Here is a 17,649-nt window from a genome sequence, read left to right on the forward strand (position 1 = left end):
CCCACCCATCCCACGGCCCCGACCCAGCGGGAAAAGCAAAGTGCAAATGGTCCGCTCAAGGTCTTTTGGTTGGGGGTGGCTAGGCGCTTGGTGGGCACCGACCGCAAGGTGAGATGGGCAGGGAGGCGGCGGACCGGAGACATCCTGCCGGTCGCGTCTAAGCTGGGCCCACGCCGTCCGGGTTCCCTGGCCGAGCTTGCGAGGTTAGGGAGACGGTGGGGAGGCACGAGCGAGCGACGAAAGGATCGTCTGCGGGCAGCCGCCGAAGGCGAGCGCTTTCCACATGGCGAACCCCGCCGTCTGACCGGCACACTCAACCCAAGTAGACTGGTTCGGAAAACCATTTGAACTTTGCAGGGGAGATCCATGGCTGCGATCAACCGTGACGACGTCGCGCATCTTGCGCGTCTGGCTCACATTGAAATGAGTGCCGAAGAACTGGACAGGATGGCTGTTGAGCTTGCCGTCATCGTGGATTCGGTGAAGAGCGTGAGCGAAGCTGCGGGGGATGATGTCCCGGCGACGTCGCACCCGATTCCGTTGACCAATGTGTTCCGTGAGGACGTTGTGGGCCACACGTTCACGGCTGAGCAGGCGTTGTCCGGCGCTCCGGATGCTTACGAGAACCGTTTCAAGGTCCCGGCAATCCTGGATGAGGGCTAATCACATGACTGAACTGAAGAACGAGCTCATCCGCCACTCCGCTGCCGATCTCGCTGCCAAGCTGGCTTCCCGCGAGGTTACCGCCGTCGAAGTAACGCAGGCGCACCTTGACCGCATTGCCGACGTTGACGGTCAGGTTAATGCGTTCCTGCACGTCAACAGCGAAGAGGCTTTGGCCGTTGCTGCCGAGGTTGACGCTGCCCGTGCTGCCGGCGGTGCTGCTGCCGGGGAACTGCACGCCCTTGCCGGTGTGCCGATTGCTGTCAAGGACCTCATCGTGACGATTGGCCAGCCGACGACGGCTGGTTCGAAGATCCTTGAGGGCTGGCACAGCCCGTACGACGCCACCGTGGTGAAGAAGCTGCGCGCGGCCAAGATGCCGATCCTGGGTAAGACCAACCTGGATGAATTCGCCATGGGTTCCTCCACGGAGCACTCGGCCTATGGCCCCACCCGCAACCCGTGGGACCTGGACCGGATTCCTGGCGGTTCGGGCGGTGGCTCCGCCGCCGCCGTCGCAGCCTTTGAAGCGCCGCTGGCGCTCGGCACGGACACCGGTGGCTCAATCCGCCAGCCCGGTGCAGTCACCGGAACCGTTGGCGTGAAGCCGACGTACGGTGCAGTGTCCCGTTACGGAGCCATTGCCATGGCGTCGTCGCTGGACCAGATTGGCCCGGTTTCCCGTACGGTGCTGGACTCGGCGTTGCTGCAGGAAGTCATCGGCGGCCACGATCCCTTTGACTCCACGTCACTGACCGATCCCTTCAATGACCTTGTTGCTGCGGCCCGTGTGGGCAATGTTGCCGGCATGAAGATCGGCATCGTCAAGGAACTTCACGGCGAGGGCTACCAGGCCGGCGTCGAGAACCGTTTCAACGAGTCCCTTCAGTTGCTGAAGGATGCCGGTGCTGAAATCGTCGAGGTTTCCTGCCCCAACCTGAAGTACGCCCTGGGTGCCTACTACTTGATCATGCCGTCCGAGGTGTCCAGCAACCTGGCCAAGTTCGACGGCGTCCGCTTCGGCATGCGCGTGCTGCCCAAGGACGGTCCCATGACCATCGAGCGCGTCATGGGTGCTACCCGGGCCGCCGGCTTCGGCGACGAGGTCAAGCGCCGCATCATCCTGGGTACCTACGCACTGAGCGCCGGCTACTACGACGCCTACTACGGCTCGGCGCAGAAGGTCCGCACCCTGATCCAGCGCGACTTCGACGCCGCGTTCGCCAGGGCTGATGTCCTGATCTCCCCGACGGCGCCCACCACGGCGTTCAAGTTGGGGGAGAAGCTGGATGATCCGCTGGCGATGTACTTGAACGACGTCGCTACCATCCCGGCCAACCTCGCCGGTATCCCGGGCTTGTCCTTGCCGGGTGGACTGGCTGACGAGGACGGCCTGCCCGTTGGTATCCAGTTGCTGGCTCCGGCCCGCCAGGATGCCCGCCTGTACCGCGTGGGTGCAGTCCTCGAATCCATGCTTGAAGAGAAGTGGGGCGGCCCGATGCTTGCACAGGCGCCTGAGCTTAAATCAGCTTCAACCACCGCCGGAGGTTCCAACTAATGTCCGTCGACGCAACCCTGAGCTTCGAAGAGGCCATGGAGAAGTACGATCCCGTCCTGGGGTTCGAAGTCCACGTGGAGCTCAACACCAAGACCAAGATGTTCTCCTCCGCGCCGAACGTCTTCGGTGACGAGCCGAACACCAACGTCAACGAGGTCGACCTGGGCATGCCCGGCGTCCTGCCGGTAGTGAACAAAACGGCTGTGGAGTCCTCCATCAAGATCGGCCTTGCCCTGAACTGCAAGATCGCCGAGACGTGCCGCTTCGCCCGGAAGAACTACTTCTACCCGGATACCCCCAAGAACTTCCAGACCTCGCAGTACGACGAGCCGATCGCCTACGACGGTTACCTCGACATCGAGCTTGAGGACGGCACGGTCTTCCGCGTGGAGATCGAACGCGCCCACATGGAGGAGGACGCCGGCAAGCTGACCCACATGGGTGGTGCCGCAGGCCGCATCCAGGGTGCCGACTACTCGCTGGTGGACTACAACCGTTCCGGTGTGCCGCTGGTTGAGATCGTCACCAAGCCGATCGAGGGCGCCGGCAGCCGCGCGCCCGAGCTGGCCAAGGCCTACGTCGCCGCGGTCCGCGAGATCGTGAAGAACCTCGGGGTTTCCGATGCCAAGATGGAGCGCGGCAACGTCCGTTGCGACGCCAACGTTTCCTTGCGCCCGCACGGCCGTGAGCGCTTCGGTATCCGTTCGGAAACCAAGAACGTGAACTCGCTGCGCGCCGTCGAGCACGCCGTCCGTTACGAAATCCAGCGCCACGCTGCCGTCCTGGATTCCGGCGAGCCGGTCATCCAGGAGACACGCCACTGGCACGAGGACACGCGTTCGACGACGTCGGGCCGGCCCAAGTCCGACGCTGACGATTACCGCTACTTCCCGGAGCCGGACCTGGTTCCCGTCGTCGCGTCCCGTGAGTGGGTGGAGGAGCTCCGCGCTACCCTTCCCGAGCCGCCGGCCGAGCGCCGAAAGCGCCTCAAGGAAGCCTGGGGCTACTCGGATCTGGAGTTCCGCGACGTGGTTAACGCCGGCGTCATGGACTCCATTGAGGAAACCATTGCGGCCGGCGCGTCCGCCGATGTCGCCCGTAAGTGGTGGATGGGCGAGATCGTTGGCCGCGCCAAGGTTGCCGACGTCGATCCTTCCGAGCTCGGTGTCACCCCGCAGGTCATCGTCGAGCTGAACAAGCTCGTCGAAGACGGCAAGATCAACAACAAGATGGCCACCCAGGTGTTGGACGGCGTCCTCGCAGGCGAAGGTACCCCGGCGGAGATCGTCGAGAAGCGCGGCCTGGCAGTTGTGTCCGATGACGGCCCCCTCTTGGAAGCCATCGACGCCGCCCTGGCAGCACAGCCTGACGTGGCGGAGAAGATCCGCGGCGGCAAGGTCCAGGCCATCGGCGCGATCGTTGGCGGCGTCATGAAGGCCACCCGTGGCCAGGCCGACGCCGGACGTGTCCGTGAACTCATCCTGGAGAAGCTCGGCGTCGAGGGCTAAGCTCCCGTTCTTCTCTTCGCATCGCAGTAGGCCGCAGTTATTACTGCGGCCTACTGCGCTTTGGGCGCACAATGGATGCATGGCCACTCTTACACCGGGCCTTCGTAAGGCCTTTCTCGCTGGCGGGATCGCCGTCGCCTTGACCGGCGGCGGGGCCGCTGCTGTGTGGGCGGGCACCCAGCCCAGCCCTTCGCCGTCGGGCTCTTCAGCTTCACCCAGCCCGTCCGCGTCCGGAACCGCCAAGTCCACCGAAGGCCGTGGGCAGGCAATCCACGGCGAGCATGTGGTCAAGCAGCAGGACGGCACCTTCCGGACCGTGGTCACGCAGCTTGGAACCATCGAGTCCGTCAGCGACTCCGAAGTGACGGTGAAGAGCGGGGACGGCTTTGCCCAGCGGTATTTGATCAATGCGGAGACGCGGATCGCCAAGATTCCTGCTGATACCTCGGATCTGAGGAAAGGCAAGGGCAGGCCCACGCTTCCGTCGGCCACGGCCGCCGACCTCAAGACCGGCGACACGGTGCGCATCAGCGGCACGAAGGACGGCGATACCGTCACGGCCACCAGGGTGGTATCCGGCGAGTTGCCTTCGGGCCTCAAAGGCGGCCACGGGCACAGGGGCCACGGGCCCAAGTAAGCTATAGCGCCACTGAGTTAGAGGGCCACAGTCCTGAAGCCGAGGTTGCCGCTGGCTGAGTCCGGCGTGTTCGAGCTCCGTGCTGCGAGGCGGTAGCGGTTGCAGTACGAATCGTGGCAGAGGTACGAGCCGCCGCGCATCACCCTGCCGCGGCCAATCGTGGGCCCCTGTGGGTCTTCAACGGTTCCTGCTGCCAGGCACGTTTTGTAGTACTTGGGCAGGAACCAGTCGCTGCACCATTCCCAGACATTTCCGCTGGTTTGGTAGAGCCCGTAGCCGTTGGGGCGGAATGACCTGGCGGGGGCGGTAGTGAGGTAGCCGTCCTCCACTGTGTTGCGGGAAGGGAACTCGCCTTGCCAGATGTTGCAGTTGTGCCCCGCCTCGCCGGGGGAATCGTTGTGGAGTTCATTGCCCCACGGGTAGCGCTGCCCGGACAGCCCGCCGCGCGCAGCGTATTCCCACTCGGCTTCCGTGGGCAGCCGCCGGCCAGACCATTCGCAATAGGCCAGGGCATCGTTGTAGGAGACATGGGTTACGGGATGGTCCGGAATTTCGGACCAGTGTGAGAGCGGTCCAGCGGGGTGGGCCCAGTCGGCTCCACGCACGTTGAGCCACCACGGGACGTTGTTGACCCGGTTCAGGATGTCGTGATGCCCGGCTCTCACGGCCAGGTGGAACACGGCCGATGTTCCGAAGGTTTCCGACTCGGTTCTATGCCCGGTAGCGTCCACGAAGGCCGCGAAATCCGCGTTGCTGACGGTGGTGGCGCTGATCCGGAATCCTGATACGGACACTTGGTGCACTGGAGACTCGCCGTCAGCTTCATAGCCTTCGCCGAAGGGGTCGCCCATGGCGAAGGTTCCGGCGGGGATCCCGGCGTCGTTTGTTTCCTTGGACGCTGCGGCACTGCTTGCGGAAGGCTCGACGGCGGTGCGCACGTTCCGCTGTCCGCCCACTGCGCGCAGGGGGAGCGTCAGCTCCTGCGTCGGGTGTGCCCGGGCGTCGGCGCCTGGGCTGCAGCAATCTGCCATTTCCACCTCCTGTGTGAATTCCAACTGCTTGTACTTTAGCGGGGCCGCGTTTCCGGGTGGCAGGGAGACCGTCAGAATGATGAAAAATGATTTCTGCGGTCAGTTTCGATCATGATCTTGCAAAAAGAGATGCGCGTCACTTATGGTTTGTTAAACGGTTAACGAGCGTGGCTTGAATCACATTGCTGATTCGGGCTCAGCACTTGAGGAGACAGCATGAACTCGACGACGGAACAGGCTCCGGCATTGCCCGAAGCTCGCCGAGTCCCGGCCCCGGCAGGTGGAAACACCTCCGGATCCGGTGCGAAGAAGCGGAAACGAAGCAAGCCCCCGCAGCAGAGTTTCCGGTCGCGGCTGCGACGCGACAAGCAGATGCTGCTCATGATGGTCCCGGGTGTGGCCTTCCTGCTGCTCTTCTTCTACATCCCCATCCTGGGCAACGTCATCGCGTTCCAGGACTACCAGCCCTACTTGGGCATCGGAGACAGCCTGTGGGTTGGCTGGCAGAACTTTGTGGATCTGTTCGGAAATCCGGACTTCATCCACGCGTTCTGGAACACGCTGTACCTGGCCGCCTGGCAATTGGTCTTCCTGTTCCCCGTGCCGCTGGTGCTGGCGCTGATCGTTGACTCACTGATCAGCACACGGGTCCGGAAGATCTTCCAAAGCATCGCCTACCTTCCGCACTTCCTTTCCTGGGTGCTGGTGATCGCGTTCTTCCAGCAGATGCTGGGCGGCGCCGGCTTCGTCAACAACCTTCTCCGTGACTGGGGCATGGATCCCATTCCCTTCATGACCAACCCGGAAACATTCCCGGTCATGGTGGTCGTCCAGATGATCTGGAAGGACGCGGGCTGGGCAATGATCATCTTCCTGGCAGCCCTCGCCAGCATCGACGCTTCCCTCTACGAGGCTGCGGCGGCTGACGGTGCAGGACGCTGGCGGCGGATGTGGCACATCACCCTCCCAGGCCTGAGGCCCGTGATCGTGCTTCTGCTCATCCTGCGCATCGGCGACATCCTCTCGGTCGGCTTTGAGCAGTTCATCCTGCAGCGTGACGCAGTGGGCGCCGGAGCCGCGGAAGTGCTGGATACCTTCACCTACTACACCGGCGTAGTGGGAGGCGGCTGGAGCTCAGGTGCCGCGGCCGGCCTCGCGAAGGGCGTGGTCAGCGCGCTGCTGATCTACGGCGCCAACAAACTTGCCCACCGCTTCGGCGAAGACGGAATCTTCGCAAAACAAGTGCGCTGAAAGCCCCGCTGACCCGCGCGCCTGCCGCACAAGGAGAACCCCATGGCAACAACACTTTTCACCAGAAAACCCCGGGAACTTACGTACAATCCCAAGCGCCCGGTGTGGAAGGAAAAGCCTTCCGCCCTGTACCAAACGGTCAAAGCAGTGGTCCTGATCGTCTTTAGCCTGTCCATCCTCACACCCATCCTGCTGGTGGTCTCAACGTCCCTTGCTGACACCGAACAACTGGTCAAGGCCGGTGGATTCGTTCTCTGGCCAGAGCGTCCTACGCTGGAGGCCTACGCCACCATCTTCAAGGGCCCTATGGTGCTGCAGTCCCTCGGGGTCAGCATGCTGGTCACGGCGGTGGGCACCATCCTGGCCCTGTTCGTCACCATCACCATGGCCTACGCCACCAGCCGTACGGTGCTCTTTGGCCGTCCTGTGATCCTCGCAGTCCTGTTCACGCTCCTGTTTGCGCCGGGCCTGATCCCGTCGTTCCTCATGATCCGCCAGCTGGGACTGCTTGACTCACTCTGGTCGTTGATCCTCCCGGGCATCTTCGGAGCATTCAACTTCGTGGTCATGCGCTCGTTCTTCATGAACATTCCGGGTGAACTGATCGAAAGCGCCAGGATCGACGGCGCCAATGACTGGCAAATCCTGTGGCGCATCGTGATGCCGCTGTCCAAAGCCGTGATCGCCGTCGTCGGGCTGTTCTACGCCGTCGGTTTCTGGAACTCCTTCTTCAACGCACTGCTGTACATCAACGACCACAGCAAGTGGCCCATCCAACTGCTGCTCCGCAACTTCGTTGTCCAGGGCAGCGGCGCGGCGGACCAGCTGGGAATCACCACCACGCCTCCTCCGCAGTCCATCCAGATGGCAGTGGTTGTGGTGGCGCTCGTCCCGATCCTGATGGTCTACCCGTTCCTCCAGAAGCACTTTGCCAAGGGCGTCATCACCGGCGCCGTCAAGGGCTAGCCCCGCACTCAGAAGCACAAGCACCCACCCCCCAAGCACTCAAACCCCAGAAAAAAAGCAAGTAACCAGAAAGGGTTATGCCATGACGAGCACTACCTCCCAGGCCGGATTCAGCCGCCGCGGTTTCCTTGGCCTCGCGGGCCTGGCCGTGACCGCCGCAGGCTTGTCCGCCTGCGGTGGTGGCGGAGCCGCGAGCAACGGAGGCGCCGCTGCCTCCGCTTCGGTCAAGTTGCCCACATATAAGGAATTCACTGGCGTCACCCCGGATATCGCGGGCAACGCCAAGGGACTCCAGGCCGGCTACTTCAAGCTGCCCACCGCTGTGCAGTCCGTGAAGACGCCGCCGCTCAAGGGCAAGGTAACTGGTCTGACCGAAACCTTCGACACCATGAGCCCTGGCATGAAGGACAACCCCTTCTGGCAGCGACTCAACGCCAAGCTCGGCGGCGACCTGGAGCTCCAGATCGCCGAAGATATCGGAGACGGCTACCCGGCCAAGTTCGCCACCGTCCTGGCCAGTAACGATCTCCCGGACATGATGTGGGTTCCGCCGAACCAGGGCATCCCCAACGTCGGACCCATGCTCGAGGCCAAGTTCCAGGACCTGACGCCGTACCTCTCCGGTGACGCCGTCCTGGAGTACCCCAACCTGGCCGCGCTCAAGCCCGATTCCTGGAAGACCGCCGTCGTCAACGGCAAGATCTGGGGTGCTCCCATCCCGAGTACCCCCTTCGGCCAGGTGTACCTCGGCAACCACGACATGTGGGCCAAGGTGGGCGGCTTTGAAGCGGCCAGCGCCGACGAATTCCTTGACAAAGCCAAGGAGCTGACCCGCCCGGGAGACCAGCAGTACGCGCTGGAACCTGCCTATATCAATGCACTCCACATGGTCACCGAATGGTTTGGCGCTCCGAACAGCTGGGCCGTCAACAAGGACCGCACGCTGACCCACTTGTACGAAACCGATGAATACATGGCCGGCGTGGAGTTCACTGCCAAGATGTTCGCTGCCGGTGTGTTCTACCCGGACTCCAAGGCAACCGATATCCGTTCGCGCGTCGCCAACGGCAGCGTGGCCGCCCAGGTTGTGGTTGGCCCGCACGACATCCGCAGCTACCGTGCCCTGAACAAGACCGCCCAGTTCGATGTCCTCATTCCGTTCAGCGCAGACGGCAAGGTCAAGCCGGTGTACGACATGGGCTACGGAACGGTGGGTTTCACCCCGTTCAAGAAGGCTGAAGAAGGCAAGATCCGCGAGCTGCTCTCGCTCATCAACTACCTGTCCGCCCCGTTCGGCACCGTTGAGTACATGCAGAAGAACTTCGGCGAGCTCGGCCAGGACTACTCGATCGACGCCTCCGGAAACCCGGCGCGCACCGAAACGGGAACCACCAACGCACCCGGCCTCGTCTCGGCGTTGAATATCATGTCCAGCCCGGAGAATGTCATCTTCAACCCGGGTTACGACGACGACACCCGGTATGTCAGCCAGCAGGAGGAGAAGCTCCTGGAATTCGCCTGGCGCAACCCCACCAACGGTTCCTACTCGGACACCAACGCCAAGGTCGGCGCCAAGATCACCAAGCAACTGCGCGACAAGGTAGTGGACATCATTACGGGCCGCGCCAAGATCGACGAGCTCAAGGACGCGGTCAAACGCTGGAAGAGCGAAGGCGGCGACAAGATGCGCGATGAGTACCAGGCCGCGTTGGACCCCAACGTGCCGGTATTCAGGAGCTAGCCTCAAAACAACTAGACCAGACCAACAACGAACCAACGCGACAACACAAGAACACCAGCAGGGGGAACCATGGCAAAAGCGAGCACCACCGGAATCCGGCCCACCATACGTATGGTGGCCGAGTTGGCGGGAGTTTCCACGGCCACGGTTTCCTATGTGCTGTCGGGGCGCCGCGGCGATGGCGGACCCGGGGTGTCGGATCCGACGGCGGAGAAGGTCAAGGCGGCTGCGGAGCGACTCGGGTACCGCCCCAACCAGGCGGCCCGGGCCATCCGGACCGGCCGGACCAACACGGTCATCCTGTCGCTTACCATGTTGTCCGATCCTTGGTCCCTGTCCGTCATCGAGGCCGTGCAGAAGGCTGCGGTCCCGCTGGGAATCACACCGATGATCCTTGGCGACGCCGATTGGGTCAAAGTGCTCGGCACCCACAACGCTGACGCCGTGTTCGTGGACGCAGTCCGTCCTGACCAGCGGGACGCCCTGCGGAAGCTGGCCGAGCACGGAACCACGCTGGTGGTCTTCGACGAGGAAGTAAAAGCGGAGGGCTTCGACGTCATCCGTTCCATCGCCGGGCCGGGCTGCCGCATGGCCGTGGAGCACCTGCTCCACGGCCATCGCAGGGTGGCTTGCCTGACCCCGGCCACAGCAGCGGGGACGTCAGGCGGTACCCGGTACCGTGCGTACTCGGAGGCGTTGGCGGATGCGGGGATTCCGGAACGCGACGACTTCGTAGGCTTGTTCGATGGCACCAGCGCCGGGGCGTACGCGGCCGCCACCCGGGTGCTGAGCCTCCCGGACCGGCCTACCGCCATCTACGCCACCACGGATTACGCGGCTGTCAGCGCCATTAATGCCGCCCAGCGCCTGGGCCTCGCGGTTGGAACTGATGTGGACATCATCGGTGTGGGCAACACCGTGGAAGGTGAGCGGATGTCACCATCGCTGAGCACCGTGGGTCCCGTCGATTTCTTCGACAAACTCGCCCGGGTTCTCTTGAGGCGGGCCACAGCTCCAGCCGGCCCTGCAGCAACGGAGGATCCCGGTGTCCTCGATTTTCCCTGGCACTTGTTCGTGCGCGAGTCCGCGCCGCACCGCAGTGCCGCAACCAGACTTTACTAGGAACCGGAAGAAGGAAATTGCACACCATGGAAAAGGATTTGAAGGTCGGCATCGTAGGTTTCGGCCTGCGTTCAGGGCTGTGGAAACACGCCCATAAGCCGGGCCAGGGCTCCGAGGTCACCGTTGTTTGCGACCTCAGTGAACGAGGCCGGGCGGACGCTGCAGAGCGTATCCCCACTGCACGGATCACGGACGATCTTGAAGAATTGCTGGCCAGCGGCCTGGATGCCGTCCTGGTCCTGACCCCCGATAACCAGCACGCCGCCGTCGCAGTCCGTACGCTCAAGGCGGGCATCCCCACCTTTTGCGAGAAACCGCTTGACATCACTGTGGAAGCTGCGGACCTGATCCTTAAGACGGCCTACGAAACCGGCACGCGCTTGTACGTCGGCCACAATATGCGGCACATGCCGGTGGTCGTCCAGATGCGCCAGCTCATCGAGGAAGGCCGCATTGGAGAGGTTAAGGCCGTGTGGTGCCGCCACTTCGTCGGCCACGGCGGTGACTATTACTTCAAGGACTGGCACGCCCAGCGCGCCAATGTCACGTCCCTGCTGCTCCAAAAAGGTGCGCACGACATCGATGTGATCCACTGGCTTGCCGGTGGTTACACCAAACGGGTTGCCGCCGTCGGAGACCTCGCGGTCTATGGCGATGTGGCCAACCGCAGCAACAACGACGGCAAGCGCATGGGGGATTGGTTCTCCATGGACAACTGGCCGCCCACCGAGCAGAAGGACTTGGCGGAGGTGATCGACGTCGAGGATATTTCCATGATGAACATGGTCCTCGACAACGGTGTGCTGGCCTCTTACCAGCAGTGCCACTTCACCCCTGATTACTGGCGGAACTACACGGTCATCGGCACCAAGGGCCGGATTGAGAATCTGGGGGACGGCCCCGGGGAAACCATCAACGTGTGGACCAGCCGGTCGTCAGGCTATGCAGTTCCTGACGAGGTCATCACCATCCAGGACGGGGAGGGTGGCCACGGTGGCGCGGATCCCCGCCTGATCGAGGAATTCCTGCGCTTTGCTTCCGAGGGCGGCAAGACCCAGACCAGCCCCATCGCTGCGCGCCAAGCAGTGGTGGCCGGCATCCTTGCAGCGGAATCGCTGCGCGGTGACGGTTCCGCCCGCGAGGTCCCGGAACTCCCGGGCGAACTCGTGGAGTACTTCGACGCCGGCCAGCCGGCGCTGGTCCGCGACTGACCAACTGAGTCGCAGTTGAGCGCGTTCAGCGGTCCCAAACGCGCTCTGCTGCGACCTACTTGGGTAAGCCCGGGCTGGATAGCTCGATAAGCTCGGTCATGACGGTTTGAAGTGACTCGCAAACCGTCATGACCGATTTCCTTTTAAGGGTCTCCGGTCGGGCCAGGATGTCGATCTTGCGTACCGAATTCACCCCTGACAGCGGGCGCAACACCACTCCGGCGTCCAGGACCCGGCGTGCCGTGAACCGCGGCAGGAGCCCGATCGCTCCGCCCGCCGAGACCAGCGCCGCAACAGTGGAGTAGTCGTTGATCCGGTGCAGCACCTCCGCCGGCCGCCCGCTCACGGCAACGACGGCGGCCAGCACGTCCGCAGGGGAGTAGCCATCGCGGCTGGTCACCCAGGATTCGCCCACGACGTCGGACGGCTCCAGTTCCCGCCGCGCCGCCAGCGGGTGATCCGCGGGGAGGGCGATGTCCAGCGGCTCGTCCGCGAGCGGGATCACCGCCACTTTGTCTTCAGGCCACTGCGGGCTGTTGTCCATCCGGTGCGCCAAAACAAGGTCGTAGCGTGCCGCCAACCCTGGGAAATCCTCCTGTGCCACATCCTCATCGGAGAGGCGCAGGCGAGGCGACTTCCCGACGTCGGACGCCTTTCCGCTTGCCAGCAGGGCCGCCAGCGGCGCAAACAGCGCTTGCCCTGCACTGTGGAAGGCGCTCACGCTGACGGGGGCGCCGGGCGCGTCGTGATAAGCACCGATTGCCGCCCTCGCATCCGCCATGGCGTTCACGACGGCGGCACCCGCCTCGGCGAGCACGCGGCCAGCATCGGTCAGCACCAAGGCCCTGCCCTCCTTGCGCGTCAACGGAACGTCCACCGATTTCTGCAGCAGGGCGAGCTGTTGGGAAACGGCCGAGGGTGTGACCATGAGTGTCTCGGCCACTGCCTTCACGCTGCCAAGGTCGCCTAGCTCCCGGAGCATTTGCAGCTGGTGAATTTCCATTAGTAAATCCTAAATCGTTGATTGAGAAGAATCTAGTTGTGCTAAATCGTTAGCGGGGATTCAATGGACTCAGCAGCAGCGAAGCAGCCCCAGCAGTGAGGAATTCCATGAAGGCTCTCTACAAATCCGGACCGCACGCAGGGTTCGAACTCGTCGACCGTCCCGAGCCCGAAGCGGGCCCCAGCGACGTGAAGATCCGTGTGATGACCACCGGCATCTGCGGTACCGACCTCCACATCCAAAGCTGGGATGCGTGGGCCCAGAGCATCATCGAAACGCCGCTCATCGCCGGCCACGAGTTCTACGGCGAAGTAGTGGAAATCGGCGAGGACGTCCGCGACGTCAAGGTGGGGGACCGGGTCTCCGGTGAAGGCCACGTAGTCTGCGGCATCTGCCGTAACTGCCGTGCCGGTCGCCGCCAGATGTGCATCCACACGGTCTCCGTCGGCGTGCAGCGCGATGGTGCCTTCGCCGAGTACGTCGTCATCCCGGAAACGAACGTCTGGGTCCACCATGACGAATCGGTCACCCCCGAACTCGGCGCCATCTTCGATCCCTTCGGCAATGCCGTCCACACCGCATTGAGCTTCCCGCTGGTCGGCGAAGACGTGCTCATTACAGGTGCCGGCCCCATCGGACTCATGGCAATCGCCGTCGCCCGCCACGCCGGTGCCCGGAAGATTGCCATCACTGACGTCTCCGCGCCGCGGCTGGAACTTGCCCGCCAAATGGGCGTGGACCTCGCCGTCGACGTCTCCAAAATGCGCGTTCGCGAGGCACAGCAGGAACTGGGCATGCGCGAAGGCTTCGACATCGGTTTGGAAATGTCCGGACACCCCACGGCACTGCCTGAGATGATCGACAACATGAACCACGGCGGCCGCATCGCTATGCTCGGCCTTCCCAGCCAATCCATCGACATCGACTGGGGCAAGGTTGTGACTCACATGCTCACGCTCAAGGGCATCTACGGCCGCGAAATGTTCGAAACCTGGTACGCCATGAGCGCCATGCTCTCCTCCAACCCCGTGCTGCACCGCAGCATCTCCGCCGTCGTCACCGACAAGCTGTCCGCAAAGGATTGGGAAAAGGGCTTCGAAATCGCCCGCAACGGCACCGGCGGCAAAGTGGTCCTCGACTGGACCGAACTGTAACTGGACCTGAACTGCACCCGGCCCCCTCAACTTTAGGAGCACCCCTTATGTACTCAGCCATCAAAGACCAGCTGCAAGGCGAACTGGACGAGATCCGCAGCGCTGGCCTCTTCAAGACCGAACGCCACATCGACTCGCCGCAGGCCAGCCACATCGCCGCAGGCCAGCTCGGCCAGCCCGCCAACAAAGTCCTGAACTTCTGCGCCAATAACTACCTTGGCCTGGCCGACCACCCGGACATCATCGCCGCGGCCAAGTCGGCCATGGACGAGCGCGGCTTCGGCATGGCGTCCGTTCGCTTCATCTGCGGCACGCAGGACCTGCACTTGGAACTCGAGACCCGCGTCTCCACGTTCCTGGGCACCGAGGACACCATCCTGTTCTCCAGCTGCTTCGACGCCAACGGTGGCGTGTTCGAGTCACTCTTTGGCCCCGAAGACGCCATCATCTCCGACTCCCTGAACCACGCGTCCATCATCGATGGCATCCGCCTGAGCAAGGCCAAGCGCTTCCGCTATGCCAACCAGGACATGGCAGACCTTGAGGCCAAGCTGGTTGAAGCTGAAGGCTCCCGCCGGAAGATCATTGTCACCGACGGTGTCTTCTCCATGGACGGCTACCTTGCGCCCCTGGAGGCCATCTGCGACCTCGCCGAAAAGCACGACGCCCTGGTCATGGTGGACGACTCCCACGCCGTTGGCTTCATGGGACCCACCGGTGCCGGCACGCCCGAGCACGCCGGTGTTTCCGAGCGCGTGGACATCTACACGGGGACCTTCGGCAAGGCCCTCGGCGGCGCCTCGGGCGGCTACGTGTCCGGTCGCGGCGAGATTGTTGCGATGCTTCGCCAGAAGGCCCGCCCCTACCTGTTCTCCAACTCCCTCGCCCCGGCCATCGTTGCTGCCACCATCAAGGCAATCGAACTGGTCCAGGAATCCGGCGAACTCCGTACCCGCCTGTTCGAGAACGCCGCGCTGTTCCGTCGCCGCATGAGCGAGGAAGGCTTCGAGCTCCTCGACGGCGAACACGCCATCATCCCGGTCATGTTCGGTGACGCTGTGGTTGCCGCCAAGGTTGCCGACGAGATGCTCAACAACGGCGTCTTCGTCACTGCCTTCAGCTTCCCGGTAGTCCCGAAGGGCGTGGCCCGGATCCGCGTGCAGCTTTCCGCAGCCCACAGCGCGGACGACGTCGAAGCGTGCGTCCAGGCGTTCGTCAAGAGCCGCGCCGCGGTCGCCTAACCCCCTCTCACCTTTCGAGGGTTTCCACCCGATGCTCTCTCACCTTTCGAGGGTTTCCACCGCACGCTCTATCACTCCCTTGGGGCAAGTGATAGAGCGTGCGGCTGCAGGGGGTATTCGGTGAGAGAGCGTGCGTAGGTGGCGGGGGTTGGGATCTGTCGCCGCTGCCGCGCGGGTCTGACAGGATGGAGCCATGGCTTCGAATTATGACGTGGTAATCGTTGGCGGCGGCATTGGGGGACTGTCCCTGGCAGCGGCTCTCGCGGGCAAGTGCACCGTAGCGCTGGTTGAGGCCGAGCAGTCCCTGGCCTTCCACACTTCGTCGCGTTCCGCGCGGCAACTCATCCCCAGTTACGGCCCAACGGTCGTGCAGGAGTTGACCATCCGAACCCTGGAAATGTTGGCAGCCCGGGATGCCCAGGCAGCAGAGCCCATTCTCACGCCACGGGGTTTCATGCTGGTGGGCGACGAAGAAACTGTACGCGCCGAGGCCAGCGGCAACATGCACACCATCTCCCACGATGAGGCGATGCAACTGTGCCCGGCCCTGAATCCTGGCTCCTTTACTGCCGCAGGGCTGGATAACGGATCCTTCGGCTGCAACGTCCCGCTGTTGCTCGAGGAACACCGCAGGACCGCAGAAGCTGCGGGCATAGACATCATCACCGGCGCCAAAGTGCACTCGGCCCAGCGGCTGGGGAGTGGCTGGCAGCTGGGCGCCGGCACCGAAGGCTTCCAGTCCGGCGTCGTTGTCAACGCGGCAGGTGCGTGGGCGGATGAGTTGGCGGTCATCAGCGGCGTGGAGAAACTGGGGCTTCAGCCGTACCGGCGGACCGCCGCGATCGTGAACGTGGAGCACCCGTTGACGCCAGAAACACCCATGGTCTGTGCCGCAGACGACACGTTCTATTTCCGTGCCGAGGGCAACCAAGTACTGATCTCCCCGTCGGAAACCGTGCCCAGCGGAGCCGAGGACGCAAAGCCTTACCCGGGTGACATTGAGGCGCTCATCAACAAACTCAACGGCGTAACGTCGCTGGGCATCCGCTCCGTCGACCGCGCGTGGACGGGGCTCCGGACCGAAGCCGCGGACGGCGTCCCCGTGGTGGGATTCGACGCCGAAGCGCCCGGCTTCTTCTGGTTGGCCGGACAGGGTGGCTATGGGTTCCAGACGTCGTCGGCCATCGCGGAGCTGGCAGCCGCCCTGATCCTCGGCCACGTCGCAGCCGACAGTCCGGAATCCCGGACAGCGGAGCAGCTTGCGGCCGTACGCTGGTCCATCCGGCGCTGAACAATAGGGTCATGAGCGGAATCACGAACGGGAACAGCGGCACCACTGTCATCACCAACATCGGCGAGTTGATGACCCAGGACCTGGAGCATCGAGTCCTCAGGGACGCTGCGGTCGTGATTGAAGGTGAGCGCATAGCGTGGATCGGGTCCAGCAAGGACGCTCCTGCGGCTGACGCAAAAATCGACGCAGAGGGCCGTGCCGTCCTGCCCGGCTGGGTTGATTCGCACTCGCATCTCGTTTTCGCTGGCGACCGGACGGCCGAGTTTGAGGCCCGCATGGCCGGCGAAAGCTACAGCGCCGGCGGAATCGCCGTCACTACGGGAGCCACGCGCAGCGTCAGCGACGACGAACTCGCCCGCCTCGTGCGGGACCGCGTGGCCGAGGCAGTCTCGCAAGGAACCACATACCTGGAGAGCAAAACCGGCTACGGCCTCGACGTCGAGAACGAGGCCCGCAGCGCCTGCATCGCCGCGGCCGAAGTGGACGAGGTCACCTACCTCGGCGCGCATCTGGTCCCGCAAGGCTCCGATCCCGAGGAATACACGGACCTGGTCTGCGGCCCAATGCTCGACGCCGTCCTGCCGCACGTCCGCTGGGCTGACGTTTTCTGCGAACGGGGCGCGTTCACGGAGGACCAGTCCCGCCGCGTGCTGACCGCGGCCCGCGACGCAGGCCTGGGGCTCAGGGTCCACGGCAACCAACTCGGCGAGGGCCCGGGAGTAGCCTTGGCCGTCGAGTTTGCGGCCGCGAGCGTGGATCACGTCAACTATCTCTCGGACCAGGACATCGCCGCGCTCGCGGGAACGTGGGCCGGCTGGGACCCGGCAACGGGCGCCGGCGCAAGAGGCACTGTGGCAACCTGCCTGCCCGCCTGTGACCTTTCCACCCGCCAGCCCTTGGCACCTGGCCGTGAATTGATCGACGCCGGGGTGCAGATCGCGCTGGCCGCCAATTGCAACCCAGGTACCTCGTACACCAGCTCCATGGCCTTCTGCGTGACCACAGCCGTCCTCCAGATGCACCTGAGTGTCCATGAGGCCGTCCGAGCGGCGACGTACGGCGGCGCCTTGGCGTTGGGCAGGGAGTCCGGGAACGACGTCGACGGCGAACGGGCGGTGGGTTCGCTCGCCGTCGGGCATCGCGCGGACTTGCACATGCTGAAGGCGCCGTCGGCCACCCACTTGGCCTACCGTCCCGGGATCCCGCTGACACACTCGGTGTGGCGGGCGGGCGCTCGGGCAGTCTGATTAAAGCAACGCGGGGTCACTT

15 protein-coding genes are annotated in these 17,649 nt (G+C 63.8%); 13 read left to right on the plus strand and 2 right to left on the minus strand.

The features are described from left to right. Positions 1–366 precede the first annotated feature (366 nt). From gatC to GVL04_RS20025, 4 genes are all read left to right on the plus strand, one after another. Positions 367–663, plus strand: coding sequence for an Asp-tRNA(Asn)/Glu-tRNA(Gln) amidotransferase subunit GatC (gene gatC, locus GVL04_RS20010; RefSeq protein WP_089594284.1), 297 nt, complete (start codon positions 367–369; stop codon positions 661–663). Positions 664–667: 4 nt separating this feature from the next. After that, positions 668–2,221: an Asp-tRNA(Asn)/Glu-tRNA(Gln) amidotransferase subunit GatA gene (gene gatA, locus GVL04_RS20015; RefSeq protein ID WP_159707792.1), complete on the plus strand. Its 1,554-nt coding sequence runs from the start codon at positions 668–670 to the stop codon at positions 2,219–2,221. Next, positions 2,221–3,729, plus strand: a complete 1,509-nt coding sequence (gene gatB, locus GVL04_RS20020; RefSeq protein ID WP_091323187.1) for an Asp-tRNA(Asn)/Glu-tRNA(Gln) amidotransferase subunit GatB — start codon at positions 2,221–2,223, stop codon at positions 3,727–3,729. Before gatA ends, gatB begins: the two co-directional genes overlap by 1 nt. Before the next feature lie 79 nt (positions 3,730–3,808). Beyond that, entirely contained in the window at positions 3,809–4,366 is a 558-nt protein-coding gene (locus GVL04_RS20025; protein ID WP_159707794.1) for a DUF5666 domain-containing protein, read from the plus strand. A 17-nt stretch (positions 4,367–4,383) separates the two neighbouring features. On the opposite strand, the gene GVL04_RS20030 is transcribed toward GVL04_RS20025, so the two are convergent. Beyond that, on the minus strand, positions 4,384–5,397 hold the full coding sequence (locus GVL04_RS20030; protein ID WP_159707796.1) for a formylglycine-generating enzyme family protein: 1,014 nt from the start codon (positions 5,395–5,397) through the stop codon (positions 4,384–4,386). Positions 5,398–5,613: 216 nt separating this feature from the next. On the opposite strand from GVL04_RS20030, the gene GVL04_RS20035 reads away from it, so the two are divergent. The 5 genes from GVL04_RS20035 to GVL04_RS20055 all read left to right on the plus strand — a co-directional run bounded on the left by GVL04_RS20035 (position 5,614) and on the right by GVL04_RS20055 (position 11,688). Next, complete coding sequence (locus GVL04_RS20035) at positions 5,614–6,648, plus strand: sugar ABC transporter permease (protein WP_159707798.1); 1,035 nt, start codon at positions 5,614–5,616, stop codon at positions 6,646–6,648. Positions 6,649–6,690: 42 nt separating this feature from the next. Beyond that, positions 6,691–7,614: a carbohydrate ABC transporter permease gene (locus tag GVL04_RS20040; RefSeq protein ID WP_159707800.1), complete on the plus strand. Its 924-nt coding sequence runs from the start codon at positions 6,691–6,693 to the stop codon at positions 7,612–7,614. A gap of 82 nt (positions 7,615–7,696) precedes the next feature. Next, entirely contained in the window at positions 7,697–9,355 is a 1,659-nt protein-coding gene (locus GVL04_RS20045; protein ID WP_159707802.1) for a sugar ABC transporter substrate-binding protein, read from the plus strand. Between the two features lie 69 nt (positions 9,356–9,424). Then, positions 9,425–10,477 carry a LacI family DNA-binding transcriptional regulator gene (locus GVL04_RS20050; protein ID WP_159707804.1) on the plus strand — a complete coding sequence of 351 codons (1,053 nt, stop codon included), beginning with the start codon at positions 9,425–9,427 and terminating at the stop codon, positions 10,475–10,477. Between the two features lie 26 nt (positions 10,478–10,503). Next, entirely contained in the window at positions 10,504–11,688 is a 1,185-nt protein-coding gene (locus GVL04_RS20055) for a Gfo/Idh/MocA family protein (protein WP_235036373.1), read from the plus strand. Between the two features lie 55 nt (positions 11,689–11,743). Here the strand turns inward: GVL04_RS20055 and GVL04_RS20060 are convergent, their stop codons facing one another. Then, positions 11,744–12,691, minus strand: a complete 948-nt coding sequence (locus GVL04_RS20060; protein ID WP_159707808.1) for a LysR family transcriptional regulator — start codon at positions 12,689–12,691, stop codon at positions 11,744–11,746. Positions 12,692–12,798: 107 nt separating this feature from the next. On the opposite strand from GVL04_RS20060, the gene tdh reads away from it, so the two are divergent. From tdh to hutI, 4 genes are all read left to right on the plus strand, one after another. Continuing rightward, positions 12,799–13,845 carry an L-threonine 3-dehydrogenase gene (tdh, locus tag GVL04_RS20065; protein WP_159707810.1) on the plus strand — a complete coding sequence of 349 codons (1,047 nt, stop codon included), beginning with the start codon at positions 12,799–12,801 and terminating at the stop codon, positions 13,843–13,845. Between the two features lie 47 nt (positions 13,846–13,892). Beyond that, entirely contained in the window at positions 13,893–15,086 is a 1,194-nt protein-coding gene (locus tag GVL04_RS20070) for a glycine C-acetyltransferase (protein ID WP_159707812.1), read from the plus strand. 193 nt (positions 15,087–15,279) lie between these two features. Then, positions 15,280–16,377 (plus strand): FAD-binding oxidoreductase, encoded by a 1,098-nt coding sequence (locus tag GVL04_RS20075; RefSeq protein WP_159707814.1) that lies wholly within the window; start codon positions 15,280–15,282, stop codon positions 16,375–16,377. 20 nt (positions 16,378–16,397) lie between these two features. Then, a complete protein-coding gene (gene hutI / locus GVL04_RS20080; protein ID WP_159707928.1) occupies positions 16,398–17,627 on the plus strand; it encodes an imidazolonepropionase in 1,230 nt (409 codons plus the stop codon). Positions 17,628–17,649: the final 22 nt, after the last annotated feature.

Origin of the sequence: Arthrobacter sp. 18067 (genome assembly GCF_902706295.1) — a bacterium.
Classification (GTDB): domain Bacteria; phylum Actinomycetota; class Actinomycetes; order Actinomycetales; family Micrococcaceae; genus Arthrobacter.

What these genes read in the sequence shown, in the direction of transcription:
- gatC (WP_089594284.1), top strand. Translation starts at nt 367, where the DNA reads ATGGCTGCGATCAACCGTGACGACGTCGCGCATCTTGCGCGTCTGGCT.
- gatA (WP_159707792.1), top strand. Translation starts at nt 668, where the DNA reads ATGACTGAACTGAAGAACGAGCTCATCCGCCACTCCGCTGCCGATCTC.
- gatB (WP_091323187.1), top strand. Translation starts at nt 2,221, where the DNA reads ATGTCCGTCGACGCAACCCTGAGCTTCGAAGAGGCCATGGAGAAGTAC.
- GVL04_RS20025 (WP_159707794.1), top strand. Translation starts at nt 3,809, where the DNA reads ATGGCCACTCTTACACCGGGCCTTCGTAAGGCCTTTCTCGCTGGCGGG.
- GVL04_RS20030 (WP_159707796.1), bottom strand. Translation starts at nt 5,397, where the DNA reads ATGGCAGATTGCTGCAGCCCAGGCGCCGACGCCCGGGCACACCCGACG.
- GVL04_RS20035 (WP_159707798.1), top strand. Translation starts at nt 5,614, where the DNA reads ATGAACTCGACGACGGAACAGGCTCCGGCATTGCCCGAAGCTCGCCGA.
- GVL04_RS20040 (WP_159707800.1), top strand. Translation starts at nt 6,691, where the DNA reads ATGGCAACAACACTTTTCACCAGAAAACCCCGGGAACTTACGTACAAT.
- GVL04_RS20045 (WP_159707802.1), top strand. Translation starts at nt 7,697, where the DNA reads ATGACGAGCACTACCTCCCAGGCCGGATTCAGCCGCCGCGGTTTCCTT.
- GVL04_RS20050 (WP_159707804.1), top strand. Translation starts at nt 9,425, where the DNA reads ATGGCAAAAGCGAGCACCACCGGAATCCGGCCCACCATACGTATGGTG.
- GVL04_RS20055 (WP_235036373.1), top strand. Translation starts at nt 10,504, where the DNA reads ATGGAAAAGGATTTGAAGGTCGGCATCGTAGGTTTCGGCCTGCGTTCA.
- GVL04_RS20060 (WP_159707808.1), bottom strand. Translation starts at nt 12,691, where the DNA reads ATGGAAATTCACCAGCTGCAAATGCTCCGGGAGCTAGGCGACCTTGGC.
- tdh (WP_159707810.1), top strand. Translation starts at nt 12,799, where the DNA reads ATGAAGGCTCTCTACAAATCCGGACCGCACGCAGGGTTCGAACTCGTC.
- GVL04_RS20070 (WP_159707812.1), top strand. Translation starts at nt 13,893, where the DNA reads ATGTACTCAGCCATCAAAGACCAGCTGCAAGGCGAACTGGACGAGATC.
- GVL04_RS20075 (WP_159707814.1), top strand. Translation starts at nt 15,280, where the DNA reads ATGGCTTCGAATTATGACGTGGTAATCGTTGGCGGCGGCATTGGGGGA.